Source organism: Streptomyces sp. NPDC093510 (genome assembly GCF_040683555.1).
Taxonomy (GTDB): Bacteria; Actinomycetota; Actinomycetes; order Streptomycetales; family Streptomycetaceae; genus Streptomyces.
The window spans coordinates 87,002-111,560 of the sequence record NZ_JBFBEE010000007.1 but is presented as its reverse complement, the minus strand read 5'-3'; the positions used below and the strand labels follow the sequence as shown (position 1 = coordinate 111,560).

Genomic DNA, 24,559 nt, shown 5'->3' with positions numbered 1-24,559 from the left:
GACATGCCGGGTGGGAAAGACATGCCGGGTACGGAGGACAAGCTCCGCCACTACCTGAAGCGCGTGACGGCGGATCTCGGGCAGACCCGTCAGCGCCTGCGCGACGTGGAGGAGCGGCAGCGGGAACCGATCGCCGTCGTCGCGATGGCCTGCCGGTACCCGGGGGGCGTGACCTCACCGGAACAGCTCTGGGACCTGGTGGCCTCGCAGGGCGACGCCATCGAGGAATTCCCCACCGACCGCGGCTGGGACGTGGGCGGCCTCTACCACCCCGACCCGGACCACCCGGGCACCACCTACGTACGCGAAGCCGGGTTCCTCCGGGACGCCGCCCGCTTCGACGCCGACTTCTTCGGCGTCAACCCGCGCGAGGCGCTCGCCGCCGACCCGCAGCAGCGCGTACTCCTCGAAGTGGCCTGGGAGCTGTTCGAGCGGGCGGGCATCGACCCGGGCACACTCAGGGACACCCTCACCGGCGTGTACGCGGGCGTGTCCAGCCAGGACCACATGTCGGGGGACCAGGTACCGCCGGAGGTCGAGGGGTACGCGACCACGGGCACCCTGGCCAGCGTCATCTCCGGCCGCATCGCGTACACCTTCGGCCTGGAGGGCCCGGCGGTGACCCTCGACACGGCGTGCTCGGCATCGCTGGTGGCGATCCACCTGGCCTGCCAGGCGCTGCGCCAGGGTGACTGCAACCTGGCCCTGGCGGGCGGCGTGACCGTGCTGTCCACACCCACGGCCTTCGTGGAGTTCTCCCGCCAGCGGGGCCTGGCCCCCGACGGGCGCTGCAAACCGTTCGCGGAGGCCGCCGACGGCACGGGATTCTCCGAAGGCGTCGGCCTGATCCTCCTGGAACGCCTCTCCGATGCCCGCCGCAACGGACACCAAGTACTCGGCGTCGTACGCGGATCCGCCGTCAACCAGGACGGCGCGAGCAATGGCCTCACCGCCCCCAACGACGTCGCCCAGGAACGGGTGATCCGCCAGGCCCTCACGAACGCACGCGTCACCCCCGACACCGTCGACGCCGTGGAGGCGCACGGCACCGGCACCACGCTCGGCGACCCCATCGAGGGCAACGCGCTCCTCGCCACGTACGGGAAGGACCGACCTGCGGACCGGCCGCTGTGGCTCGGCTCGGTGAAGTCGAACATCGGCCACACGCAGGCCGCCGCGGGTGTCGCGGGCGTCATCAAAATGGTGCTGGCGATGCGCCACGGAGAGCTGCCCGCTTCCCTGCACATCGACCGTCCCACGCCTCACGTGGACTGGGAGGGCGGGGGAGTGCAGCTCCTCACGGCCCCCGTGCCGTGGCCCCTTGCCGACCGCCCCCGCCGGGCGGGCGTCTCCTCCTTCGGCATCAGCGGCACCAACGCCCACCTGATCCTGGAACAGGCCCCCGCACTGTCCACACCGTCCGCCGCGTCCGCCGCCGAAGGTTCTGAGCCCCGGCAGGGTCTCGTGGTGCCGTGGGTCGTCTCGGCACGCAGCCGGGAAGCGCTGCGGGCGCAGGCTCGCGCTCTCGCCGAGCGGACCCCTGAAGGCGACCGGTCGGGTACCGCTGTCGACGTCGGCTGGTCCCTGCTGAAGGCGCGCGCGCTGCATGAGCGCCGGGCCGTGGTGGTGGGTGCGGAGCACGCCGAGCTGATCGCAGGACTTGAGGCGTTGGCGGCGGAGGAGCCGCATCCGGCACTGGTGGGACCGCCTGCGGTGCCGATCGGCGTGGGTAGGGACCTGGTCTGGCTGTTCAGTGGTCAGGGCAGTCAGGTGGTGGGGATGGGTGCTGGGTTGTATGAGCGGTTCCCTGTGTTTGCTGCCGCGTTTGATGAGGTGTGCGGGCTGCTGGGTGGGGAGTTGGGTGGTTCGGTTCGGGAGGTGGTGTTCGGGGGTCCGCGGGAGCGGTTGGATCACACGATGTGGGCGCAGGCGGGGTTGTTTGCGTTGCAGGTGGGTCTGGCGCGGTTGTGGGGGTCGGTGGGGGTGCGGCCGGATGTGGTGGTCGGGCATTCGGTCGGTGAGATCGCGGCGGCGCATATTGCGGGGGTCTTCGGTCTGGCGGATGCGTGTCGGGTGGTGGGTGCGCGGGCGCGGTTGATGGGTGCGCTGCCTGATGGTGGTGCGATGTGTGCGGTGCAGGCCACGCCTGATGAGCTGGCAGCGGACCTTGAGGGTTCCGGTGTGAGTGTCGCTGCGGTCAACACCCCGGATTCCATGGTTGTTTCGGGTCCTTCGGGTGAGGTGGAGAGGGTTGCTGCGCTGTGGCGGGAGAAGGGTCGTAAGACCAAGGCGTTGTCGGTCAGTCACGCGTTTCACTCCGCTTTGATGGAGCCGATGCTGGGGGACTTCACCGAGGCGGTACGTGGGGTGGAGTTCGCCGCACCGAAGATCCGGCTGATCAGCAATGTCACGGGACGGGAAGCCGGGGCGGAGATCACGGCTGCGGAGTACTGGGCCAAGCATGTGCGCCAGACAGTCCTCTTCCAGCCCGCCATCGCCCACCTCGCCGACCGCGCGCGTGTGTTCGTGGAGTTGGGGCCCGCCCCGGTACTGATCACCGCCGCCCAGCACACCCTCGACGCGGTCGCCGACCCGCAAGGAGGGTTCGAGCCCGTCGTCACCGCGTCCCTGCACCCGGACCTGCCGGACGACGTCGCCTTCGCGCAGGCCATGGCCCGCCTGCACACGGCCGGAATCACGGTGGACTGGTCCGGCTACTTCCCGGCCGACCCTCCGCCCCGCACCGTCGACCTGCCGACCTACCCCTTCCAGGGGCGGCGCTTCTGGCTGGCGGACGTCGCGGTGCCCACCGCCACATCTGTGGCGGACGGCGAAGAGGCCGGGTTCTGGGCGGCCGTCGAAGGCGCGGACGTCCAGGCCCTCTGCGACACCCTGCACCTGAAGGACGACGCACACCGGACCGCTCTGGAGACGGTGTTCCCTGCGCTGTCCGCGTGGCGGCGCGAGCGGCGGGACCGGTCCACGGTCGACGCCTGGCGGTACCGCGTGGACTGGCGGCGCGTAGACCTGCCGACGCCCGCGCCGGGCACCGGGGCCTGGCTGGTCCTCGCCCCCGAAGGCAAGGTTGAGGCCTGGTCGCGTACGTGTGCCCGCGCGTTGGAGGAGACAGGTGCGCCGGTACGTCTCGTCGAGGTCGGGCCGGGCGCCGGCCGCGCCGAGCTTGCCGGGCTGATCCGCTCGTGGCAGTCGACGTTCTCGGGCGACGACATACCGCTCGCGGGAGTGCTCTCCTTGCTGGCGCTCGACGACGGTACGGACGCCGACGCCGACGCCGACGTGGACACTGACGCCGAGGTTGACGTCAGCGCCGGCGCCCGTCGCCGGCCCACCGGCGCCTCGGCCACCCTCAACCTGCTGCACGGCCTCCTCGACGCCGCAGTCCAGGTGCCCCTCTGGTGCGCCACCCGGGGCGCGGTGTCGTGCGGCGACACCGATCCGGTCGTCTCCCCGGAACAGGCGCCCGTCTGGGGCATCGGCCGCGTGGCAGCCCTGGAGCACCCGGAGCTGTGGGGCGGACTGCTGGACCTGCCCGCCGATCCCGACGCACTCGACCCCACCGCGCTGTACGCGGTGCTGTGCGGGGACAGCGGCGAGGACCAGGTGGCGCTGCGTCGCGGAGGAGTCCTCGGCCGACGCCTGGTGCCCGACGCGCCGATCGGCGACGAGGCGGCCGGAAGCCGGCGGCCGGAGGGAGCCGTCCTCGTCGCGGGCGGCGTCGGCCGGCTGACGGAACAGGTCGTGCGGTGGCTCGCCGCGTCCGGCGCCGAACACGTCGTACTGCTGGACACGGCCCCCGACGACGGTCGCGGAAACCACCAGGACGGCCAGGACGGCCAGGACGGCGAGCTCGCCGCCGAAGTGGCGGCCCAAGGAGCGCAGTTCACGGTTCTGGCCGTCCCGTACGGCAGTCGGAGCGAGGACCGGAGCCTGAGCCGCGCACTCGCCGAACTCACGGACGTATACATCCGAACCGTCATCCACACCTCCCTGCCCGGCGAGCTCGCCCCCCTCGACGAGGTCACGCCCGACGCGCTCGACGCGGCCACGGCCGCAGCCATGGAGCTGGGAGAACTGGCGGCCGCTGTCGGATCCGGCGGCGGCTCCGTGGACACGGTGCTGTACTTCTCCTCCGTGGCAGCCACCCTCGGCAGCAGGGAGCACGGAGCGTACGCCGCCGCAAACGCCTATCTCGACGCGCTGGCCCAGCGGCACGGCGCCGAGGGACACGGCCCCCGAACCGTCTCCGTGGGATGGGGCATCTGGGATCTCCCGGAGGACGGCGACCTGGCGCGCGGCGCGGCCGGGCTGTCCCGGCGTCAGGGCCTGCCGCCCCTGGAACCCCGGCTGGCCCTCGGCGCGCTGCACGCCGCGCTCGACGCGGGCCGGGGGCACAGCCTGGTCGCCGACATCGAATGGGAGCGGTTCGCGCCGCTGTTCACCCTGGCCCGCCCGACCCGCCTGCTCGACGAGGTCCCCGCGGCCCAGCGGATTCTCGACGCCTCCTCGGAGAGCGGGGAAAGCGCCGAGAACGCCTCCGCTCTTCGGCGTGAGCTGGCCGTGCTGCCCCTGCGGGAGCGGACCGGAAGGCTGCTCGACGTGGTCCGCGAACAGGTCGCCGGCGTGCTGCGGTACGAGCCGGGGCAGGAGGTGGAGCCGGAGAAGGCGTTCAAGGACCTGGGCTTCGACTCCCTCGTCGTGGTGGAGCTGCGCAACCGGCTGCGCGCCGCCACGGGGCTGCGCCTGCCCGCCACCCTGGTCTACGACTATCCGACGCCCCGCGCCCTCGCCGAACACCTGCTGGACAGGGTCCTGCCCGACGGCGGCGCGGGCGAGCTCCCCGTGGCCGGGCACCTGGACGACCTGGAGGAGGCCCTCGCCGGACTCGCGGTCGACGACCCCCGCCGCAAGGGCCTGATCCGGCGACTGCAGACCCTGCTGTGGAAGCAGCCGGACGACACCGTGGCGACCCCGGGCCCCGCCGACGAGGACGGGCGGGGCGACGCGGACGACCTGTCGGCCGCGAGCGCCGACGACATGTTCGCGCTGATCGACCGCGAGTGGGGCACACAGTGACGCGCGCCGCCTGGCACAGTTCGGCCGCCCGGCACAGTGCGGTCGACCTGGTGGAGCGGGCCGAGGAACTGGCCGCCCTGCGGAGCGCGTACGAGGACGCGGCGGATACCCGCGGCAGCGTGGTGGTGCTCGGCGGAGCGATCGGCACCGGCAAGACCGCGCTGCTGCGGGCGTGGGCGGAGCGGATCGCGCCCGACGCGCTGGTGCTGACCGCCACCGCCTGCCGGGCCGAGCGCGACCTGCCCCTCGGAGTCCTGGAGCAGCTGGTGCGCGGCTGCCCGGAACTGCCCGCCGCGACAGCCGAACGTACGCTGGCGTGGTGCGACGAAGCCGCCTCCGCCTCCGCACCCGCCTCCGCACCCGCGCCGACACTGCCCGCGCCCCCGCCCGTTCCGGCCTCGCCCGCACTGCGCGGGCTCTGCGAGGCGCTGCGCGGCCTGGTCGCCGAGCGGCCCGTCCTGATCGCCGTCGACGACGCGCACCACGCCGACGCGGCTTCACTGCGGTGCCTGCTGTACGTGGTGCGCAGGCTGCGCTCGGCGCGGCTCCATGTGATGTTCACCGAGTACGTCCATCAGAAAGCGGACAACGCCCTGCTCGCCAGTGAGTTCCCCCACGAGCCCACGCTGCGGCGGATCCGGCTGGAGCCGCTGTCCAAGGCCGGGGTGGAAGCCCTGCTCGCCCGGCAGCTCGACCAGGAGACGGCCCACGACCTCACGCCCCTCGTCCACGGCATGAGCGCGGGCCACCCGCTGCTCGTACGGGCACTGGCCGACGACCACCGGACGACGGGCCGCGCCGGCGAGGCGTTCGGGCGGGCGGCACTCGGCTTCCTCTACCGGCACGAGGCGCCGGTGACCGAAGTCGCCCGTGCCGTCGCCGTGTTGGGGCAGCAGGCCACCCCGGCGCTGGTCGGCCGGCTCCTCGACGTGGACGCGGCCTCCGTGGCCCGTGCCGTGCACCAGTTGACGGTCGCAGAGGTGTTGCACGAGGGGCGCCTGTGCCATCCGGCGTTCGGAGCGGCGGTCCTGGACGGGATGCCGACGGAGGAGCGTCGAGCCCTGCACGGGCGGGTGGCTGTCCTCCTGCACGAGGAGGGCGCCCCGGCCGACGAGGTGGCCGCCCACCTCGTCGCCGCCGACCGTTCGGACGCACCGTGGGCGGTCCCCGTGTTCGAGGAGGCGGCTCAACTCGCCCTGGAGAACGACCAGGTGGAGACGGGAGTGGAGTACCTGCGGGCGGCGTACCGGCGGTGCCGGGGGCTCGCGCAGCGGACCGCGGTCGTGGGCGCGCTCGCCGACGCGGAGTGGCGCCTGGACCCCGCGAAGGTCCTGCGCCACCTCCCCGACCGGACCCCGGCACCAGCCCCCGCCCCGCCCTCCACCCCCGACGACCCCCCTCTCCCTCTGCCTCCCCCTCTCTCCCTCCCTCTCTCCCTCCCCACCCACCTCCTCTGGCACGGTCGCGTCGACGAAGGTCTGGACGCGATCAGTGCGCTCGCCGGACCGAACCCGGCCGGCGCACCGCCCATGAACGCCGCGGACCTCGACACCCCGTGGCTCTGGGGCGCCTACCTCTACCCCGGGCACGTCAAGGAACGCCTGGGGTCCGGCGTGCTGTCCGCGCAACGCTCGGCCCCGCCGGCGGTCACCCCCGAACTGCAGGGCGCGGGCACCCTGATGCACGACCTGCTGCACGGCGGCGGGAGCGACCCGGCCGAGGCGGTCGACGCGGCCGAACGCACCCTCAACCGCTACCGCCTCGGCCCCCGCACCGTCGCCGTCCAGACCGCCGCCCTCGCCACGCTCACCTACCGCGACCGGCCACACCGCGCGGCCGCCTGGTGCGACGGGCTCATCGCCCAGGCCGGCGAACGCAACAGCCCCACCTGGCAGGCCTGGTTCACCGCGTGGCGTGCCCTCATCCACCTCAGGCAGGGCGACCCGGCGGCGGCGAGCCGACGCGCCGACACCGCGCTCGACATGCTCGGCCCCAAGGGCTGGGGCGCCGCGATCGGCCTCCCGCTCGCGGCCGCCGTACAGGCGAAGGCGGCCGTCGGAGACGTCGACGGCGCGGCGGCCCTCCTCGAACGGCCCGTGCCCCGGGCGGTGTTCCAGACCCGCACCGGACTGCACTACCTGGCGGCGCGGGGCCGCTACCACCTGGCCACCGGCTGCCACTACGCCGCCCTGTGCGACTTCTACGCCTGCGGTACGCGGATGAGCAGCTGGGGCGTCGACCTGCCCGCGCTGGAATCGTGGCGGCTCGGCGCCGCCGAAGCGTACCTGGCCCTCGATGAGTCCTTCCTGGCCCGCCAACTCGTCGACGACCAGATGACGCTGCCCGCGCCGGCCGACGGCCGCACCTGGGGGATGACGCTGCGGCTGCGGGCCGCGACCTCCCCCGCCCCGGACCGCGTCGAGCTGCTCGACGAGGCCGTCGCCGTGCTCAGGGGCGCCGGTGACGTCTTCGAGCTGGCCCGGGCCGTGGCCGAGCAGAGTGAGGCCGTACGGGAAGGGGGTGAGACGGAACGCGCGCGGCTGCTCGCCCGCAAGGCCCAGCTCCTGGCCCGGCGCTGGGGCGGCGCGCCCCCGCCCGCGACCGGCCCCGCGGCACCGCCCCCGCCCGGCCGCCCGGAGCCGGACACCGAACTGACCGACGCCGAACGCCGCGTGGCCGAGCTGGCCGCCGACGGACTCACCAACCGGGAGATCTCCCGCAAGCTGTACGTCACGGTCAGTACCGTCGAACAGCACCTGACCAGGATCTACCGGAAGCTCGACGTCAAGCGGCTGGACCTGCAAGCGGTGCTCGGATGACACGCGGGCCGGCAGGCCGGAACGGCTGACCCGGTCCGCCGACCGTGCAACCTTTCCGCTGCTCGGGCGGTCATGCAGTCATGATCCTTGCGTCCGAGGACCCCGGTCTCTGGGCTCTGCCCGAACTGCTCTTCTTCGGGGCGGCCATCGTCGCGCCCCTCGCCGGTGCGGTGCTCGCCGGGCGCGTCGTCCTGCGCATCGCGCGATCCGCGGCCGCCGGTGACGTCTGGAGTGCGCTCACCCCCGGCACGTGGTTGCTCGCCGCGGGAGCGGGTGCGCTCGGCGCGGGCGTCCGTCTCTCCGCCGCGGTGTTCGACAGGTCCGCCGCATGGGCCGGGTCGGTGAGCCTCGTCTGCGGCAGCTTCGCCCTGGCCGCCGCGGCGATGGCGGGGCTCACGGCAGCCCTCGACCGGCACCTCAAGGCGGTGCGCGGCACGCCCCGGTCCTCTTCCGAGCGCGGTACGCGGCGGTGAGCGTCGTGCGCGGAGCGTGGCAGTCAGTCCGGCCACTCCCACTCGATCCCATAGACGCCGGGCCTGCAGTGCGTGGGCAGCAGGTGGGTCGTGTGGAAGGCGTCGAGTGTGGTGCGGCGGCGGTGGCGGGGCTCGGCGCCGATCTGCTCGCGCTGATAGCCCCAGCAGCCGGTGGGCAGCGCCAGGGGGTGGAAGCGCACGTGCAGCAGGTAGGCCCTCAGTGGCGTGGTGACGCGGCGCTCGTGCTGGTGGGAGACGTCCGATGCCGCCCGGAGCGTGTAGGCGACCACCGCGGTCTCGGTTCTGGCGAGTTGCCGCCCGAGCGGAATGTCGGCGGCCACACACCCGAGCTCCGGTAGGAAGCGGCTGCGCGGCGGCGGCCCGTAGGGGACGGCGAGGTCGACCGTGCCCGCCTTCGGGGAGTCGAGGAAGTGGACGACGGTCAGGTGCTTGACGGCGTCGCGGACGGCCTGCACGACGGTGGTGATCGACGTCTCGTGGATGGAGCGGTGCTCGTCGAGGCTCACCGTCTCCTGGACGGTCAGCGGCCGTAGGCCCTCGTTGAACCGTGGGAACGCGTCACCGAGGGCCTGTTCCACGTCCGAGTTCTCGCCGTAGACCGTGCGGGCGACGGTCGGGTCGACCGGTGAGGGCCCGCCGCGCGGCCGGTGCGGGCCCAGCAGGGAGCGCAGGGTGCCGTTGGGCAGGTTGAGGAGTGGTTCCAACGCGTCGACGGCGCGCAGGGACTGGGCGCGCTCCGGCTGGCTGCGTCCGCGCTGCCAGTGGCTGAGCGTGGCGAGGCTGACGGTGATCTGCTGGGCCCTGAGGTGGTCGCGTATGCGTTCCAGTGGCAGCCCACGCTGTTGGAGGGCTCGGCGGAACACGGTCGCGAAGGTCGTATCGGGCCCTCCGGCGTGGGGGGTGTTCGGCATGGCGTCTTTCGGCGGGCGGGAGGCGCCGTCGGCCTTGGGCCTCGGTCCCTCGCCCCGATGAAGGTGGCTGAACGGCGGTTTCAGGCCACACAGGCGACCAGGGGCCGCCCACCTTAGCCGGTGGGCGGCCCCTGGTCTTCCCTGGAAGGCCGGTCAGTTGGTGTTGAGCGTAAGACCGTAGTACGAGAGGGCGTCGTCGAGCGGCTGGAAGTAGGAGGAACCGCGCGAATTCACGCCCCCGGTGCACTGCTGGTTCAGCGGGCCGCCGGAGGTCATGCCCTGGGCCTGGTTGCCGGAGATGTACGCGCCGCCGCTGTCGCCGCCCTCGGTGCAGACGCTGGAGGTGGCGAGACCCGTGACGACCGTGTCGGGGCCGCCGTTCTGGTCGACGTAGGTGACGGAGACGTTGTACGAACCGACCTTGCCGCACGTCCACCCGGTGGTCGCGCCGGACTTGCAGAGCGTGGCGCCGGACGAGGCGCGGCGGCTGCCGTTCACGGCCACGTTGCCTGCCTGGCCCCAGGTGCCGACCTTGGTCGTGATCGAGTGGCCGGAGCCGATGGCGGCGACGCCCATGTCGACGCTGTTGGTGCCGACCCCGAAGCGGGTGTGGGAGCCCTTGGCGAAAGCGGTGCCGCCGTAGCGCAGGGTGGGCAGACCTTCGACGCAGTGGCCCGCGGTGACGAGGTACTGCTTGCCGGACCGGTCGCGGGCGCCGTAGCCGACGGAACACCAGCCGCTGGTGTCGTTGATCGTCATCTTGCTGCCGGGGGCGATCGCGGCCTGCGGGGCGCGCTTCTCCTGGTCCCGCACGATTCTGACGGCGGAGCCGTACGTCGCGGCCTTGGCGAGGAACGCCTTCGCTGCCGCCCTGCGGTCGCTGTTGACCTTGACGGTGACCTTGTCCGATGCCAGGTCCACGGACCAGTCGACGACACCTGCGGGGGTGCGCCGGGCGGCCGCGGCGTCGAGCCGTGCCTTGATCCCGTCGAGCTTGTCCTGCCCGCGGGCCGGCACGCGTGCGTCGAGGCCGGCCTTCTCGATGGCGGGGACATCGGCCTTGTCGTCGGCGTTGACGGTCAGCCGGCCGGAGGCGTCGAAGAACGCCCCGTCCTCGGATATCCCGCTTTTCCTCAGCTCGGCGAGCCGGGTCTGCTGGGCGTCCTGCCGGTCGAGTCGCTCGACCGCGGCTTTCTCACTCACACCGAGAGACGCGGCGAGCGCCCGCACCATCTCCGGCTGGTAGCGCGCGGCCGGAGCGGCGTCCTTCACCGGCGCCTGTGCCTGCGCCGTGGCCTGGGTTCCCACGACCACTGATGCCGAGAGCAGAGCGGCCACGGCGGCGAATCTGTATCTACGAGAATGCGACACACTGATTCCTTCCGAATGGCAGGCAGGAACTCTCCGTAATACGAGAAAAGGGGGGTGGGTTCCTGCCCGGCAGCGAGCGTGGGGCTCGCTGCGGCATGAACTCTGGCCCAGTGCTCAGCCCTTCAACAAGGTCTGTGACAAGGGCAGCTTTTAACAGAACATCAAGGGAACTGTTAAAACGGCACACTTCCCCATTGGCCATTCTGGGCGGGAATGACCGACGGCCCTCACCCGTGGTTCGGTGAGGGCCGTCAGCGGTCACACGGCGGGGGTGGCGACGCGTCAGGAGCGTACGGCCTCGGGTGTGATCTTGGCCGGATCCAGATCCACCACAGCCAGCTCCTCCGGGCGCAGTGGGGGAGCGGTCAGCTCGGGCAGGCGCTCGTCGGCGCGCATCGCCATCAGGAAGCGGTTGGAGCCCAGTTCGGTCTGCGGCGCGTTGAGGCTCATCACGTCGGTGACGATCTCGGACGCCTTCGGGGAGCGGATCGACGCCGCCGTGATGGCTTCGGCGAACCGCAGGCGCTGTTCCGTGTCCACACCGATGAGGCGCGGATCGGTCGCCGAGACGCGGCAGTTGACGTAGTCGATGTCCTTGGTGGCGGCCAGGATCCACGGGTCGTCGACGGCCGCACTGATCGCCTTCTGGAGCCGGAGCGCGGACCCCGCGCCTCCCTGCGGGTTCTGCCGGAACTCGCGGTCGATCGTGTCGGCGCAGCGCGCGGCCGAGCTCATCCCGTGCCCGTAGATCGGGTTGAAGGCGGTCAGCGAGTCACCGATGACGAGCAGTCCGTCGGGCCACTCGTCGAGCCGCTCCGGATACAGGCGGCGGTTCGCGCCGGAACGGGAGCCGAAGACGGGGGTGAGCGGTTCGGCGCCCCGGAGGAGTTCGGCGAGGATCGGGTGGCTGAGTTTCTCCGCGAACGGCAGGAACTCGTCCTCGCGGCCGGGGAGTTGTGCGCCGCGTGTGCAGGAGAGTGTGGCTAGCCAGCGGCCGCCCTCGATGGGGTAGACCACCCCGAAGCGGCCCGGCTCGCGGACCCGGTCGTCGGCGGCGATGTTGACGGCGGGGAAGTGCGTCGTCGCGCCGGGCGGGGCCTTGAAGAGGCGGGTGGCGTAGGCGACGCCCGCGTCCACGACGTCTTCCTCCAGGGCGGGTACGCCGAGGGCGGCGAGCCACGGCTTGAGGCGGGAGCCGCGGCCGGTGGCGTCGATCACCAGGTCGGCTCCGAGCGTCTCCTGCGCACCGCTGTCCACATCGCGTACGACGACACCGGTGACCCGGCTCCCGCTGCCCGAGAGCTCGACGGCCTCGGTACGCTGCCGGACAGTGATGTCGGCGGACGCCAGGGCCTGTTGACGTACCGTCAGATCGAGCAGTGGGCGGCTCGCGACCAATGCGAACTGGGTGGCGGGGAAGCGATGCTGCCACCCCTGCCCGGTCAGGGTCACCAGGTCCTCGGGGAAGCCGAGACGGCGGGCGCCGGCCGCGAGGAGGCGCTCGGTGGTGCCGGGCAGCATCTCCTCGATGAGGCGGGCGCCGTTGGACCACAGCAGGTGGGCGTGGCGGCCCTGCGGGACTCCCTTGCGGTGCTCGGGCTTCTCGGGCAGGGTGTCCCGTTCCACGACGGTGACGGCGTCGACGTGACGGGCCAGGACGTGGGCCGCCAGGGTGCCTGCCATGCTGGCACCCAGTACGACGGCGTGTGCGGGTCGGGTGGGGGTCACGCGCGTATCCCTTCGGGGTGGGGGGTGTCGGCGGGCTCCGCGGGATCGTCCATGGTCACGTCCGTGACTCCCCAGAACGCCTGGACCCGGCGGCCGAGCCCGTTCTCGTCGAGCTCGACGATGCCGACGATGCGGAACGTCATCGGCCGGGGCCGCTGCACGGTGACCGTGGTCGGCGTGACCACGAAGCGGTCGTCCATCGACGTCATCGGCGGGTCCGGCACCTCGTGCGTACCGCAGGACACGGCCAGTTCGAGATGCCTGCGGAGGTCGTCCTTGCCCACCATCGGCGGCCGCCCCACGGGGTCCTCGAAGACGATGTCGTCCGTGAACAGGTCGAGGACGCCCTCGATGTCGCCGGCGTTGATCCGCTGGGCGTAGTCGACGGCCATCTGCTTGCGCGCGGCCTCGTCGGGCATGGAACACCTCCAGGAAGGGTGGCGGGTCAGGGCTGCCGGTTCAGCCGAGGACCGTGAGATCGGATGTGCCCCAGTACGACTTCAGATGACGGACGAGGCCGGAGGCGTCCATGCGGATCACGAGCATCGCCGTGCGCCGCACGCGCGCCGTCTCCGGGGCGTCGGGGGCCTTGAGCCAGCCCCGCTCCGCGTACAGCGGACCCGCGGGCAGGTAGTCCATGACGGAGGTGACCTGGATCAGCGCGTGCGCGGCGTCCTGCCCGGCGACGGGCTCGGCCGCCTCCTCGCGCACACGCGCGGCGAGGAGCGGTTCGTAGTGGGCGCGCAGCGCGTCGTGCCCGGTGACAGGCGGGGAGCCGACGGGGTCTTCGAGGACCGCGTCGGGCGCGTACAGGTCGATGATCGCGTCCAGGTCCCCGGCGTTGATCCGCCGGCTGTGCTCCAGGGCGCGCTTCTTGCGGGCGAACTCGTTCATCGCTGTCCCTCCACTGCCTGTCCGTTGCCTCCGTCGGCACTGTCCTTGCCGAGGTCCCGGTCGATGAACGCGAAGATCTCGTCGGCCGACGCATCCTGGATGCGGGCGGCCACCGCGGCCTCGTCGACTGTCTCCCGCGGCACGTCGAGCCGGGCCAGCGTGGCGCGCAGCCGCCCGGCCAGTTCGGCCCGTGCCGTGCCGTCGTTCGAGGAGACCGAGAGGAGCGAGTTCTCCAGACGCTCGAACTCCGCCAGGACGTCGGCGAGCGGATCCGCGGCGCGCGGCGCCAGCTCCTGCCGCAGGTGCGCGGCGAGCTCGGCCGGGTCGGGGTGGTCGAAGACGAACGTGGCGGGCAGCTTCAGCCCGGTCGCGGCCGAGAGCCGGTTGCGCAGCTCCACCGCCGTCAGGGAGTCGAAGCCGAGTTCCCGCAGGCCCTGCGTCGCGTTGACGGGTGTGGCCGCGTCGTACCCGAGGACGGCCGCGATGTGCGTGCACACCAGGTCGAGCAGCGCCTCCTCGCGCTCCGCGTCGGACATCGCGCCGAGCGCCTTGAGGAGTGCGGACGCGCCCGCCGAAGCGGAGCCGCCACCACCGTTCCTGCCGCCGCCCCCGCCGCGCACCAGGTCCCGCAGGAGTGCGGGCGCGGGACGGCTCTGCGCCTGGCGGCGCATCCGGGCCAGGTCCAGGCGGACCGGCGCGTACAGCGGCAGGCCGCCGGCCCACGCCGAATCGAGGAGGGCGAGACCCTCGTCGGCGCCGAGCCCGACCACGCCGGCGCGGGCGTGGCGCGCCCGGTCGGCGTCGGTGAGCCGTCCCGACATGCCGTTCTCCAGATCCCAGTAGCCCCACGCCAGGGAGGTCGCGGCGGCTCCACCGTCCTGCCGGTGCCGGGCCAGCGCGTCCAGGAAGGCGTTGGCGGCCGTGTAGCTGCCCTGGCCGGGGCCGCCGAGCAGCCCGGCGACCGAGGAGTACAGGACGAACGCGGACAGGTCCGCGTCGCGCGTCAGCTCGTGGAGATGCCACGCGGCGTCCGCCTTCACGCGCATCACCTCCTCGACCTGCCCGGCCGTGAGGTTCTGCACCACGGCGTCGTTCACGGTGCCCGCGCAGTGGAAGACGGCGGTCAGCGGATGCGCGGCGGGCACCGCCTCCAGGAGGGCGACGGCGGCGTCCCGGTCGCCCGGGTCGCAGGCGGCGAAGGTGACGTGCGCGCCGAGCGCGGAGAGGTCGGCGGCCAGTTCGAGGGCTCCCGGCGCGTCGGCTCCGCGCCTGCTGGACAGCAGCAGATGCCTGGCTCCGTACCGCCCCACCAGGTGGCGGGCGGTCAGGGCGCCGAGTGCTCCGGTGCCGCCCGTGATCAGCACGGTGCCTTCGGGGTCGAAGGCGGGAGGCAGCGCGAACACGGTCGTGCTCGCCGGAGCCGGGGCGGACGCCGCCTGCGCGGCGGCGGCCTGCCGGATGTCCCACACGGTCACGTCGAGAGGCGTCGGAGAACCGTCGTCGCCCCACTCCGCCAGCTCCGCCAGGATCTCCCGTACGCGACCGGGTGCGGGCGGCGCCACGGCCTGCCCCTCGTCCGGCCCGCCCGCACGGCGGACCACCAGCCCACCCTCACGGAGGACGGTGACGTCGGGCGTGCGCCCGACACCCGCCCCGTGCGCGGACCGGGCCCCGCCGACGACATCGGCCTCCCAGCGCCCGGCGAGGCGCCGCACGGCACGGCCGACGGAGCCGGTCTCCTCCTCGACGAGCAGGGACTCCCCGCCGCGCGGCGCGACGACATCCGCCAGGACGTGATACGCGGCCACATAGGCCCCCAAGGACCCGGCGGCCTGCGCCCAACTCCAGCCGAGCGGCACCGAGGTGAGCAGCGCGGCGTCGGTCACGGCCACCGGGCCCACCGCGTCGAACAGGCCCATCACCCGGTCGCCCACAGCCACGGGACCGGCCTCGCCGCCCACCTCCGTCACCACACCGGCACCCTCGACATGGCCCGCGGCGAGCGGGTCCGTCCCCGGCGCCGCGGCCCGCAGCGCCACCCGCACCTCGTGCGGCTCCAGCACCCGCCCGGCCTCGGGAGCGTCGATGATTGCCAACTGCCCGCCCATGCCCACGCCTTCGGCCCGCGCCAGCCGCCAGGTGAGCGACCCGACGGGCGGCACCAGACGCGCCGACGCGTCGTCGCGCACCAGCCGCGGTACGTAGACCCGCCCGTCGCGCAGCGCCAACTCAGGTTCGGATGACGCCAGTACGCCCGGAAGCGCGGCCGCCGTGGACTCCAGCGCGTCCACGTCGAGCAGCGTCAGGCGGCCCGGGTTCTCCGCCTGGGCGCTGCGCACCAGGCCCCACAGCGACGCCCCCGGCAGATCACCTGCGGCCTCACCCGGCCGCGCGGCGACCGCGCCCCGGGTCACGACGACCAGACGGCTCGCCGCGAACGCGGGATCGTCGACCCACTCCTTGAGCAGCGACAGCAGGGACACGGCGGCCAGCCGCGCGTATCCGGCCGCGTCACCGCCCGAGCCGGTGCCCGCGCCGGGTGTGGTGCACACGGCGAGTACGACATCGGGTGCGTCGCCCCCCGCTGCCACACCGTCCCGCAGCGCCCCGAACGTGTCCCGCACAGGGGCACAGTCCAACGCATCGGACAGCACACCGGCCAGCGCGGCACCCATCGGGTCACCCGCGGAAGGCGCGACGACCGCGGCACGCGGGGCGCCGCCACCCTCCTCGGCCGGCGTGGCCGTCTCCGTCCACACGAGCCGGAAGAGCGCGTCACGGTCCGCCGAACGGGCGCCCGCGATCTGGTGGGCTGCCACCGGCCGCACGGTGAGCGACTCCAGTGTCAGAACCGGCGCCCCGCCCTCGTCCACGGCCGTCAGGGCCAGTTGGTCGGGCGCGCCGCGTGCGATACGTACGCGCAGCCTGTCCGCGCCCGACGCGTGCACCCGCAACCCGCTCCAGGAGAACGGCAGCAGGACCTGATCGGTGTCGGCGGACGACGTGACCGCGTCCAGAATCAGCGCGTGCAGCGTGGCGTCGAGCAGCACCGGGTGCACCTGGTAGCGGCCGGCCCTGCCGCTCTCCGTCCCGGGCAGCGCCACCTCGGCGAAGATGTCGTCCCCGAGCCGCCACGCGGACTCGAGCCCCTGGGAGCCCGGCCCGAAGTCATAGCCGTACGAGGAGAGTTCCCCGTACGGGTCCCGCCCGCCGACCGGTGTGGCGCCGGGCGGCGGCCACGCCCCGCCGAACGAGGCGTCCCCGGAGTCAGGCCCCGCGGGAGCGACCGTGCCCGCCGCGTGCCGGGTCCATATGACGTCCTCGCCCTCACCCGTGGGCCGCGAGTGGACGGTCACGGGACGCCGCCCGTCCTCACCCGCGGAACCGACCGCCACCTGCACGTCGACCGCGCCCTCGCCCTCGTCCCCGAAGGTGAGCGGCGTGTGCAGTGTCAGCTCCGCCAACTCCTCGCAGCCGGTGCGCACCGCGGCCTGCAACGCGAGCTCCACGAACGCCGAACCGGGCAGCAGCACCGTGTCCATCACCCGGTGCTCGGCCAGCCACGCCTGGTCCCGCGGCGAGATCCGGCCGGTCAGCAGGTGACTGCTGCCGTCCGCGAGCTCCACGGCGGCCCCGAGCAGCGGATGGCCCGCCGCGGCGAGTCCGAGCACCGCCGGGTCCCCGGCGATCCCCCTGCGGCCCTCCAGCCAGAACCGCTCCCGCTGGAAGGCGTACGTCGGCAGATCCACCACCCGCGGCAGCGGAACGGCCGGGAACCATCCCGTCCAGTCGACGTCGGCGCCCGCCGTGAACGCCTGGGCGGCGGCACGGGTGAGCTGAGCGGCGTCGCCGTGATCGCGGCGGAGCGTCGGGACCACGGTGGCAGGCATGTCGGCCTGCTCGATGGTCTCTTCCATGCCGAGGTTGAGGACGGGGTGGGGGCTGGCCTCGATGAACAGGCGGTAGCCGTCGGCCAGGAGTGCTTCGATGGTGTCGGAGAAGCGGACGGGTTGGCGGAGGTTGGTGACCCAGTAGTCGGTGTCGAGGGTGGTGGTGTCGTCGAGGGGTTGGGCGGTGACGGTGGAGTAGAAGGCCACGTCGGTGGGGGTGGGCCGGATGTCGGTGAGGCGCTCGGTGAGGAGGTCGTGGAGTTGGTCGATCTGGGGGCCGTGGGAGGCGTAGCCGACGTCGATGACGCGGGCGCGCAGGCCATGTGCTTCGGCCTCGGCGAGCACGGCGGCCACGTGCTCGGGTGGGCCCGAAATGACGGTGGACGAGGGCCCGTTGACGGCGGCGACGCACACGCCCGCCCGGTCCCCGATGAGCTCGGCGGCCTGCTCGGCGCTGGTACCGAGGGAGGCCATGTCGCCGTGCCCTTGCAGCTGACGGAGGGCGTCACTGCGTACGGCTACGATCCGTGCGGCATCCTCCAGTGACAGGGCGCCCGCGACGCACGCGGCGGCCATCTCGCCCTGCGAGTGCCCGATCACGGCGGCCGGGGTGATCCCGTAGTCCGCCCACACGGCGGCCAGTGACACCATGACCGCCCACAGCACCGGCTGCACGACCTCAACCCGGGACAGTTCACTCCCGTCCCCACGCAACACCTCCGTCAGCGACCACTCCACGTGAGCGGACAGGGCCTGCTCGCACTCCGCGATCCGCGCGGCGAACACCGGCGACTCATCCAGCAGTTGGGCACCCATGCCCGCCCACTGCGACCCCTGCCCCGGGAACACCAGCACCGGACCCGCGCCGGAAGCGCCCTGTACGGCGCCCTGGACGACGTTCGGTGACGGCTCGCCCGCCGCGAGGGACCGCAGCCCGGCGAGGAGCGCATCACGGTCCTTGCCCACGACGACCGCCCGGTTCTCGAACACCGACCGGCTCTTGACCAGGGACCAGCCCACGTCCAGCGGCGACGCCAGTTCCGGGTCGGACGTGGCACGGTCGGCCAGCACGGCGGCCTGAGCCCTCAGCGCCTCCTCGCCGCGCGCCGACACCACCCACGGCACCACTCCGGCCGGGGCATCGGCCACCTCCGACGGAGCGCTCGCGGGCTCCGGTGCGTCCGGGGCCTGTTCGAGGATGAGGTGCGCGTTGGTGCCGGAGATGCCGAAGGCGGACACCCCGGCGCGGCGCGGGCGTTCGCCGCGCGGCCAGGCGACCGGCTCGGACAGCAGACGGACACCGCTGCCGTCCCAGTCCACGTGCGGGGTGGGCGCGTTGATGTGCAGGGAGGCGGGCAGCTGTTCGTTGCGCAGCGCCATGACCATCTTGATCACACCTGCGACGCCGGCCGACGCCTGCGCGTGCCCGATGTTCGACTTGACCGAGCCGAGCCACAGCGGCCGGTCCTCGGGCCGCTCCTTGCCGTACGTGGCCACGAGCGCACTGGCCTCGATCGGGTCGCCCAGCATGGTGCCCGTGCCGTGCGCCTCCACAGCGTCGACGTCCTCGGCGGACAGGCGCGCGTTGGCGAGGGCCTGCCGGATCACCCGCTGCTGCGCCTGCCCGTTGGGGGCGGTGAGGCCGTTGCTCGTGCCGTCCTGGTTGATGGCCGAACCCTTGATCACCGCAAGGACCTTGTGGCCGTTGCGCCGGGCCTCCGAGAGCCGTTCGAGGACGACAAGACCGACTCCCTCGGCCCAGCCGGTGCCGTCGGCGGCGGCAGCGAACGGCTTGCACCGCCCGTCCTTGGCGAGCCCGCGCTGCAGCGAGAACTCCACGAACGCGCCCGGCGTGGCCATCACGGTCGCGCCGCCCGCGAGGGCCAGCGAGCACTCACCCTGGCGCAGTGCGTGCGCCGCCTGGTGGATCGCGACCAGGGACGACGAGCAGCCGGTGTCGATGGTCATCGCCGGGCCTTCGAGGCCGAGTACGTACGACACCCGGCCCGACGCGACGCAGCCGAGGTTGCCGGTGCCGATGTAGCCCTCCACCTCGGTGGGCCGTTCGCCGACGAGCGCGAGGTAGTCGAAGATGGTCAGGCCCGCGAACACTCCGGCGTTGCTGCCCTTGAGGACCTCACGGTCGAGCCCCGCGCGTTCGATCGCCTCCCAGGCGGTCTCCAGGAGCAGCCGCTGCTGGGGGTCCATCGCGATGGCCTCGCGCGGGCTGATGCCGAAGAATCCCGCGTCGAAATCACCCGCGTCGTAGAGGAATCCGCCTTCGCGCACATAGCTGGTGCCGCGGCTCTCCGGGTCCGGGTCGTACAGCGTCTCCAGGTCCCAGCCCCGGTCGTCGGGGAAGTCGCCCATGGCGTCCTCGCGGGCCGTGACCAGCTGCCACAGGTCCTCGGCGGAGCGGACCCCGCCCGGGTAGCGGCACGCCATGCCGACGATGGCGATCGGCTCGTCGTCGGCGGCGACGGCGACGGCGGCCCGCACCGAATCGGCGGCCGCCGTGTCACCGGACAGTTCGGCCCGCAGGACGTCGGTGAGCGCGTCGGGGGTCGGGTGGTCGAAGACGACTGTGGTCGGCAGTGCCAGGCCGGTGCTCTTGTTCAGCCGGTTCCGCAGCTCCACCGCGGTCAGCGAGTCGAAGCCCAGTTCCTGGAACGGCTTGGTGGCGGGCACGGCGTCGACATCGGAGTGCCCGAGCGTGGCCGCCGCCTGGGAGCGCACGTGCTGCAACAGCAACTGCCGCTGCTGCGCCGGTTTCGCCTCCGTCAGCTCCTGCTGCAGCGACGACGCCTCCGCGGTGTCCTCCTGCGCGGCGGCCGCGCTCGCCCGCCGGTTCTCGGGCAGGTCGGCGAGGAGCGGGCTGGGCCGCTGGGCGGTGAACGTCGACGTGAACTGCGCCCAGTCGAAGTTCGCCACGGTCAGTGTCGTCTCGCCCGCGTCCAGCGCTTGGTGCAGTGCCTTGACGCACAGGTCGGGGCTGAGCGGGTGCAGGCCGAAGCGGCTGAAGAACGTCAACGCGGCCTGGTCGGCGGCCATCCCGGCTTCCGCCCAAGGTCCCCAGGCGATGGAGGTGGCGGCGAGTCCCTGGGAGCGGCGGTGCTCGGCGAGCGCGTCGAGGAAGTGGTTGGCCGCGCCGTAGGCGCCCTGCTGGCCGCTGCCCCACACGCCGGCGCCGGACGAGAACATCACGAACGCCGAAAGGTTCGACTCCCGTGTCAGCTCGTGCAGGTGGAGCGCGGCGAGCGCCTTGGGCCTCAGTACCTCGTCCAGCTCGGCGCCCGACACCTCACCGAGTCCGATGTAGTTCGGCACGCCCGCCGCGTGGACGACGGCGGAGAGCGGGTGCCGGGCGGGGACGCCTTCGACGAGGTGACGTACCTGCTCGCGGTCTCCGACATCGCAGGCGGTGATGGTGACGCTGGCGCCCAACTCCTCCAACTCGGCCGCGAGGTCCCGCGCGCCGGGCGCGTCAGGCCCTCGACGGCTGGTCAGGAGGAGATGAGGGGCGCCCGCACGGGCGAGCCAGCGGGCCAGGACGGCACCGATACCGCCGGTACCACCGGTGATGAGTGTGGTGCCCCGGGGTTCCCAACTGGTGCCGCTGTTCGGCGAGTTTGCGGGGGCGTGGGCGAGGCGGCGGGCATGAGTGCCGGTGGCCCGTATAGCGACCTGGTCCTCGTCCTGGGGGGCGAGGGCCGCGGCCAGCCGCGTGAGGGTCTGGTGGTCGATACGGGCGGGCAGGTCGACGAGCCCGCCCCAGAGCCGCGGGTACTCCAGGGCGGCCACGCGCCCCAGACCCCACACCTGGGCTTGTACGGGGTTGGTGAGCGTGTCGGTGGCGCTCGTGGAGACGGCACCCTGCGTGAGGGTGCGTACGGTGGTGTCGGCGCCGTTGTCGCCGAGGGCCTGGACGAGAACGGTCGTCGCGGCGAGCCCGGCCGGTACGGCCGTGTGCTCCGGATGTGGCTCCTCGTCCAGGGCCAGCAGATTGACGATGCCCGCGTACGTCTCCCCGTCCATCAGGGAGCGCAGCCCCGCGGCCAGCTCGGCGCGCTCCACGGCGCACGCGTCGACGACATGGCGACGCACCTCACCGCCGTGAGCGGCCAGGGTCTGCGCGGTCGCCAGGACGGCGGGGTGATCGGTGTGCGCCGTGGGCACGACGAGCAGCCAGTTCCCGCCTAGCTCCGGCGCCCCCGCGTCGGGCAGGTGCTTCCACGTGACGTGATAGCGCCACGAGTCGACCGTCGACTGCTCGCGGTGCCGGCGCCGCCAGGCCGAGAGCACGGGCAGCGCGGGCTCCAGAGCCCCGACGGTCTCCGTCTGCCCCTCGATCTCCAGACTGGCGGCGAGAGCGCCGATGTCCAGGTCCTCGATCGCCTGCCACACCTGGGCCTCGACGGGATCGTGGCCCCCACCCGTGCCCGCCACCGCCGCGGGCGGCTCCACCCAGTAGTGCTTGCGCTGGAAGGCATACGTGGGCAGGTCGACGGTACGAGGGGTCGGGTCGGCCGGGAACCAGCGCCGCCAGTCGACGTCGGCGCCCGCCGTGAACGCCTGAGCGGCGGCACGGGTGACCTGAGTGCGGCCCCCATGGTCGCGCCGCAGGGTGGGAACGGTGGTGGCCGCGATGCCAGCCTGCTCGATGGTCTCCTGGATGCCGAGGTTGAGGACGGGGTGGGGGCTGGCCTCGATGAACAGGCGGTAGCCGTCGGCCAGGAGTGCCTCGATGGTGTCGGCGAAGCGGACGGGTTGGCGGAGGTTGGTGACCCAGTAGTCGGTGTCGAGGGTGGTGGTGTCGTCGAGGGGTTGGGCGGTGACGGTGGAGTAGAAGGCCACGTCGGTGGGGGTGGGTTCGATCCCGGTGAGGCGCTCGGTGAGGAGGGCGTGGAGTTGGTCGATCTGGGGGCCGTGGGAGGCGTAGCCGACGTCGATGACGCGGGCGCGCAGGCCACGTGCTTCGGCCTCGGTGACCACGGCGGCCACGTGCTCGGGCGGCCCCGAAATGACGGTGGAGGACGGCCCGTTGACGGCCGCGACGCACACACCCGGCCGGTCCCCGATGAGCTCGGCGGCCTGCCCGGCGCCAGTGCCGAGGGAGGCCATGTCGCCGTGCCCCTGAAGCTGACGGAGGGCGTCACTGCGTACGGCTACGATCCGCGCCGCATCCTCCAACGACAACGCCCCCGCGACACACGCGGCGGCCATCTCCCCCTGCGAATGCCCGATCACGGCCGCCGGGGTGATCCCGTAGTCCGCCCACACGGCGGCCAGTGACACCATGACCGCCCACAGCACGGGCTGCACGACCTCGACGCGGGACAGTTCACTCCCGTCCCCGCGCAACACGTCCGTCAGCGACCACTCCACATACGCGGACAGCGCCTGCTCACACTCCGCGATCCGAGCCGCGAACACCGGAGACTCGTTGAGCAGTTGGGCACCCATGCCCGCCCACTGCGACCCCTGCCCCGGGAAAACCAGCACCGGCCCCGGGCCCACATCCCCGGCAACCCCGGACACCACCGCGCCCGACGGCGAAGCCTCGCCCGAAGCCAGCGACCGGAGGCCCTCCGCAGCCTGGCCGGAGTCCTGCCCCATGACCACGGCGCGGTGCTCGAACAGTGGCCGGCCGGTGGCCAGCGACCAACCGACCTCGGCCACCGACGCGTCCGCGACCTCGGCCATCGACGCATCCGCGCCCTCGGCCACCGACGCCTTCGCGTCCCCGGCCACGAACTCGCCCAACCGCCGCGCCTGTTCACGCAGTGCGCCCGACGTCCGCCCGGAGACCACCCACGGCACCACTCCATCCGGTGATGCGGACGCGGGAGCGGGAGCGGCGTCCGGGGCGTCCTCCGGCGCCTGCTCCAGAATCAGGTGCGCATTCGTGCCCGAGATCCCGAACGCCGAGATGCCTGCTCGGCGCGTGCGCTCCGTCGGCCACTCCACGGGCTCGGAGAGCAGCCGTACGCTGCCCTGTTCCCACTGGACGTGCGGTGAGGGCGCGTCGATGTGCAGGGAGGCGGGGAGGACGTTGCGGATCGCCATGACCATCTTGATCACGCCCGCGACACCGGCGGCGGCCTGCGTGTGGCCGATGTTCGACTTCACCGAACCGAGCCACAGCGGACGGTCCTCCGGCCTTCCCTGTCCATACGTGGCCAGGAGCGCGTTGGCCTCGATGGGGTCGCCGAGGGTGGTGCCTGTGCCGTGCGCCTCCACGACGTCGATGTCCTCGGCGGAGAGGCGGGCGTTGGCGAGGGCGGCGCGGATGACGCGTTCCTGGGAGGGCCCGTTGGGGGCGGCGAGCCCGTTGCTCGTGCCGTCCTGGTTGACGGCCGAACCCCGTATCACCGCAAGGACCTTGTGGCCGCGTCGCCGCGCTTCGGAGAGCAGCTCCAGCGCCACCACTCCGGCGCCCTCGCCCCAGCCCGTGCCGTCGGCGGCGGCCGCGAACGGCTTGCACCGCCCGTCGGGCGCGAGCCCGCGCTGCCGGGAGAACTCCGTGAACGAGCCCGGCGTGGCCATCACCGTCGAGCCACCGGCCAGCGCGAGGGAGCACTCGCCCTGCCGCAGCGCCTGGCTCGCCAGATGGATCGCCACCAGCGACGACGAACAGGCCGTGTCGACCGTCACCGCCGGACCTTCGAGCCCCAGGGTGTAGGAGATCCGCCCTGACACCACACTGCCGAGGTTGCCGGTGCCGATGTACCCCTCGACGTCACTGGCCGTCTGGCTGATCAGCGTCAGATAGTCGTGGGCGCTCACACCGGTGAAGACGCCGGTGTCGCTGCCCTGCAACGCCTGCGGGTTGAGGCCCGCGTGTTCGATCGCCTCCCAGGCGGTCTCCAGGAGCAGCCGCTGCTGGGGGTCCATCGCCACGGCCTCGCGCGGGCTGATGCCGAAGAACTCGGCGTCGAAGTGCCCCGCGTCGTAGAGGAAGGCGCCGTCCCGCACATAGCTGGTGCCGGGGTGTTCCGGGTCCGGGTGGTACAGGGATTCCAGGTCCCAGCCACGGTCGTCGGGGAACGCCGACACCGCGTCGCCGCCGTCGCGCACGAGCCGCCACAGGTCTTCCGCGGACCGGGTGCCGCCCGGGTAGCGGCAGGCCATGCCGACGATGGCGACCGGTTCGGCCGATTCCTTGTCATGGAGCCGTTGGCGGGCCTCGCGCAGCTCCGCGGTGACCCACTTGAGGTGATCGAGAAGCTTCTCCTCGTTCGACATCTGACCCAGGCTCCTTGGCGCTACGTGGTGATCGGGACGTATGAGGATGGGGAGGTTGCGGGAGGGACGACGGGAGGGACGACGGGAGGGACAACGGGCGGGACGGGAGGACG

At 72.9% G+C, this 24,559-nt stretch carries 9 protein-coding genes; 3 read left to right on the top strand and 6 right to left on the bottom strand.

From position 1 onward, the window contains the following. Window positions 1-3 precede the first annotated feature (3 nt). From AB0N81_RS13380 to AB0N81_RS13370, 3 genes are all read left to right on the top strand, one after another. Complete coding sequence (locus tag AB0N81_RS13380; protein WP_365357927.1) at window positions 4-5,094, top strand: type I polyketide synthase; 5,091 nt, start codon at window positions 4-6, stop codon at window positions 5,092-5,094. Continuing rightward, window positions 5,091-7,913, top strand: coding sequence for an AAA family ATPase (locus tag AB0N81_RS13375; RefSeq protein WP_365357926.1), 2,823 nt, complete (start codon window positions 5,091-5,093; stop codon window positions 7,911-7,913). Before AB0N81_RS13380 ends, AB0N81_RS13375 begins: the two co-directional genes overlap by 4 nt. 80 nt (window positions 7,914-7,993) lie before the next feature. Next, window positions 7,994-8,386, top strand: coding sequence for a hypothetical protein (locus AB0N81_RS13370; RefSeq protein ID WP_365357925.1), 393 nt, complete (start codon window positions 7,994-7,996; stop codon window positions 8,384-8,386). A 23-nt stretch (window positions 8,387-8,409) separates the two neighbouring features. Here the strand turns inward: AB0N81_RS13370 and AB0N81_RS13365 are convergent, their stop codons facing one another. The 6 genes from AB0N81_RS13365 to AB0N81_RS13340 form a co-directional block, all read right to left on the bottom strand. After that, the gene (locus AB0N81_RS13365) at window positions 8,410-9,318 is read right to left on the bottom strand and encodes a hypothetical protein (protein WP_365357924.1); all 909 of its coding nucleotides are present in this window, start codon (window positions 9,316-9,318) and stop codon (window positions 8,410-8,412) included. 153 nt (window positions 9,319-9,471) lie between these two features. Continuing rightward, window positions 9,472-10,689, bottom strand: a complete 1,218-nt coding sequence (locus AB0N81_RS13360) for a S1 family peptidase (protein ID WP_365357923.1) — start codon at window positions 10,687-10,689, stop codon at window positions 9,472-9,474. Window positions 10,690-10,971: 282 nt separating this feature from the next. After that, window positions 10,972-12,417: an FAD-dependent monooxygenase gene (locus AB0N81_RS13355; RefSeq protein ID WP_365357922.1), complete on the bottom strand. Its 1,446-nt coding sequence runs from the start codon at window positions 12,415-12,417 to the stop codon at window positions 10,972-10,974. Further along, on the bottom strand, window positions 12,414-12,836 hold the full coding sequence (locus tag AB0N81_RS13350) for a nuclear transport factor 2 family protein (protein WP_365357921.1): 423 nt from the start codon (window positions 12,834-12,836) through the stop codon (window positions 12,414-12,416). Before AB0N81_RS13350 ends, AB0N81_RS13355 begins: the two co-directional genes overlap by 4 nt. Window positions 12,837-12,876: 40 nt before the next feature. After that, window positions 12,877-13,311 (bottom strand): nuclear transport factor 2 family protein, encoded by a 435-nt coding sequence (locus AB0N81_RS13345; RefSeq protein ID WP_365357920.1) that lies wholly within the window; start codon window positions 13,309-13,311, stop codon window positions 12,877-12,879. Continuing rightward, window positions 13,308-24,446 (bottom strand): type I polyketide synthase, encoded by an 11,139-nt coding sequence (locus AB0N81_RS13340; protein ID WP_365357919.1) that lies wholly within the window; start codon window positions 24,444-24,446, stop codon window positions 13,308-13,310. The genes AB0N81_RS13345 and AB0N81_RS13340 overlap by 4 nt, the downstream gene beginning before the upstream one ends. Window positions 24,447-24,559: the final 113 nt, after the last annotated feature.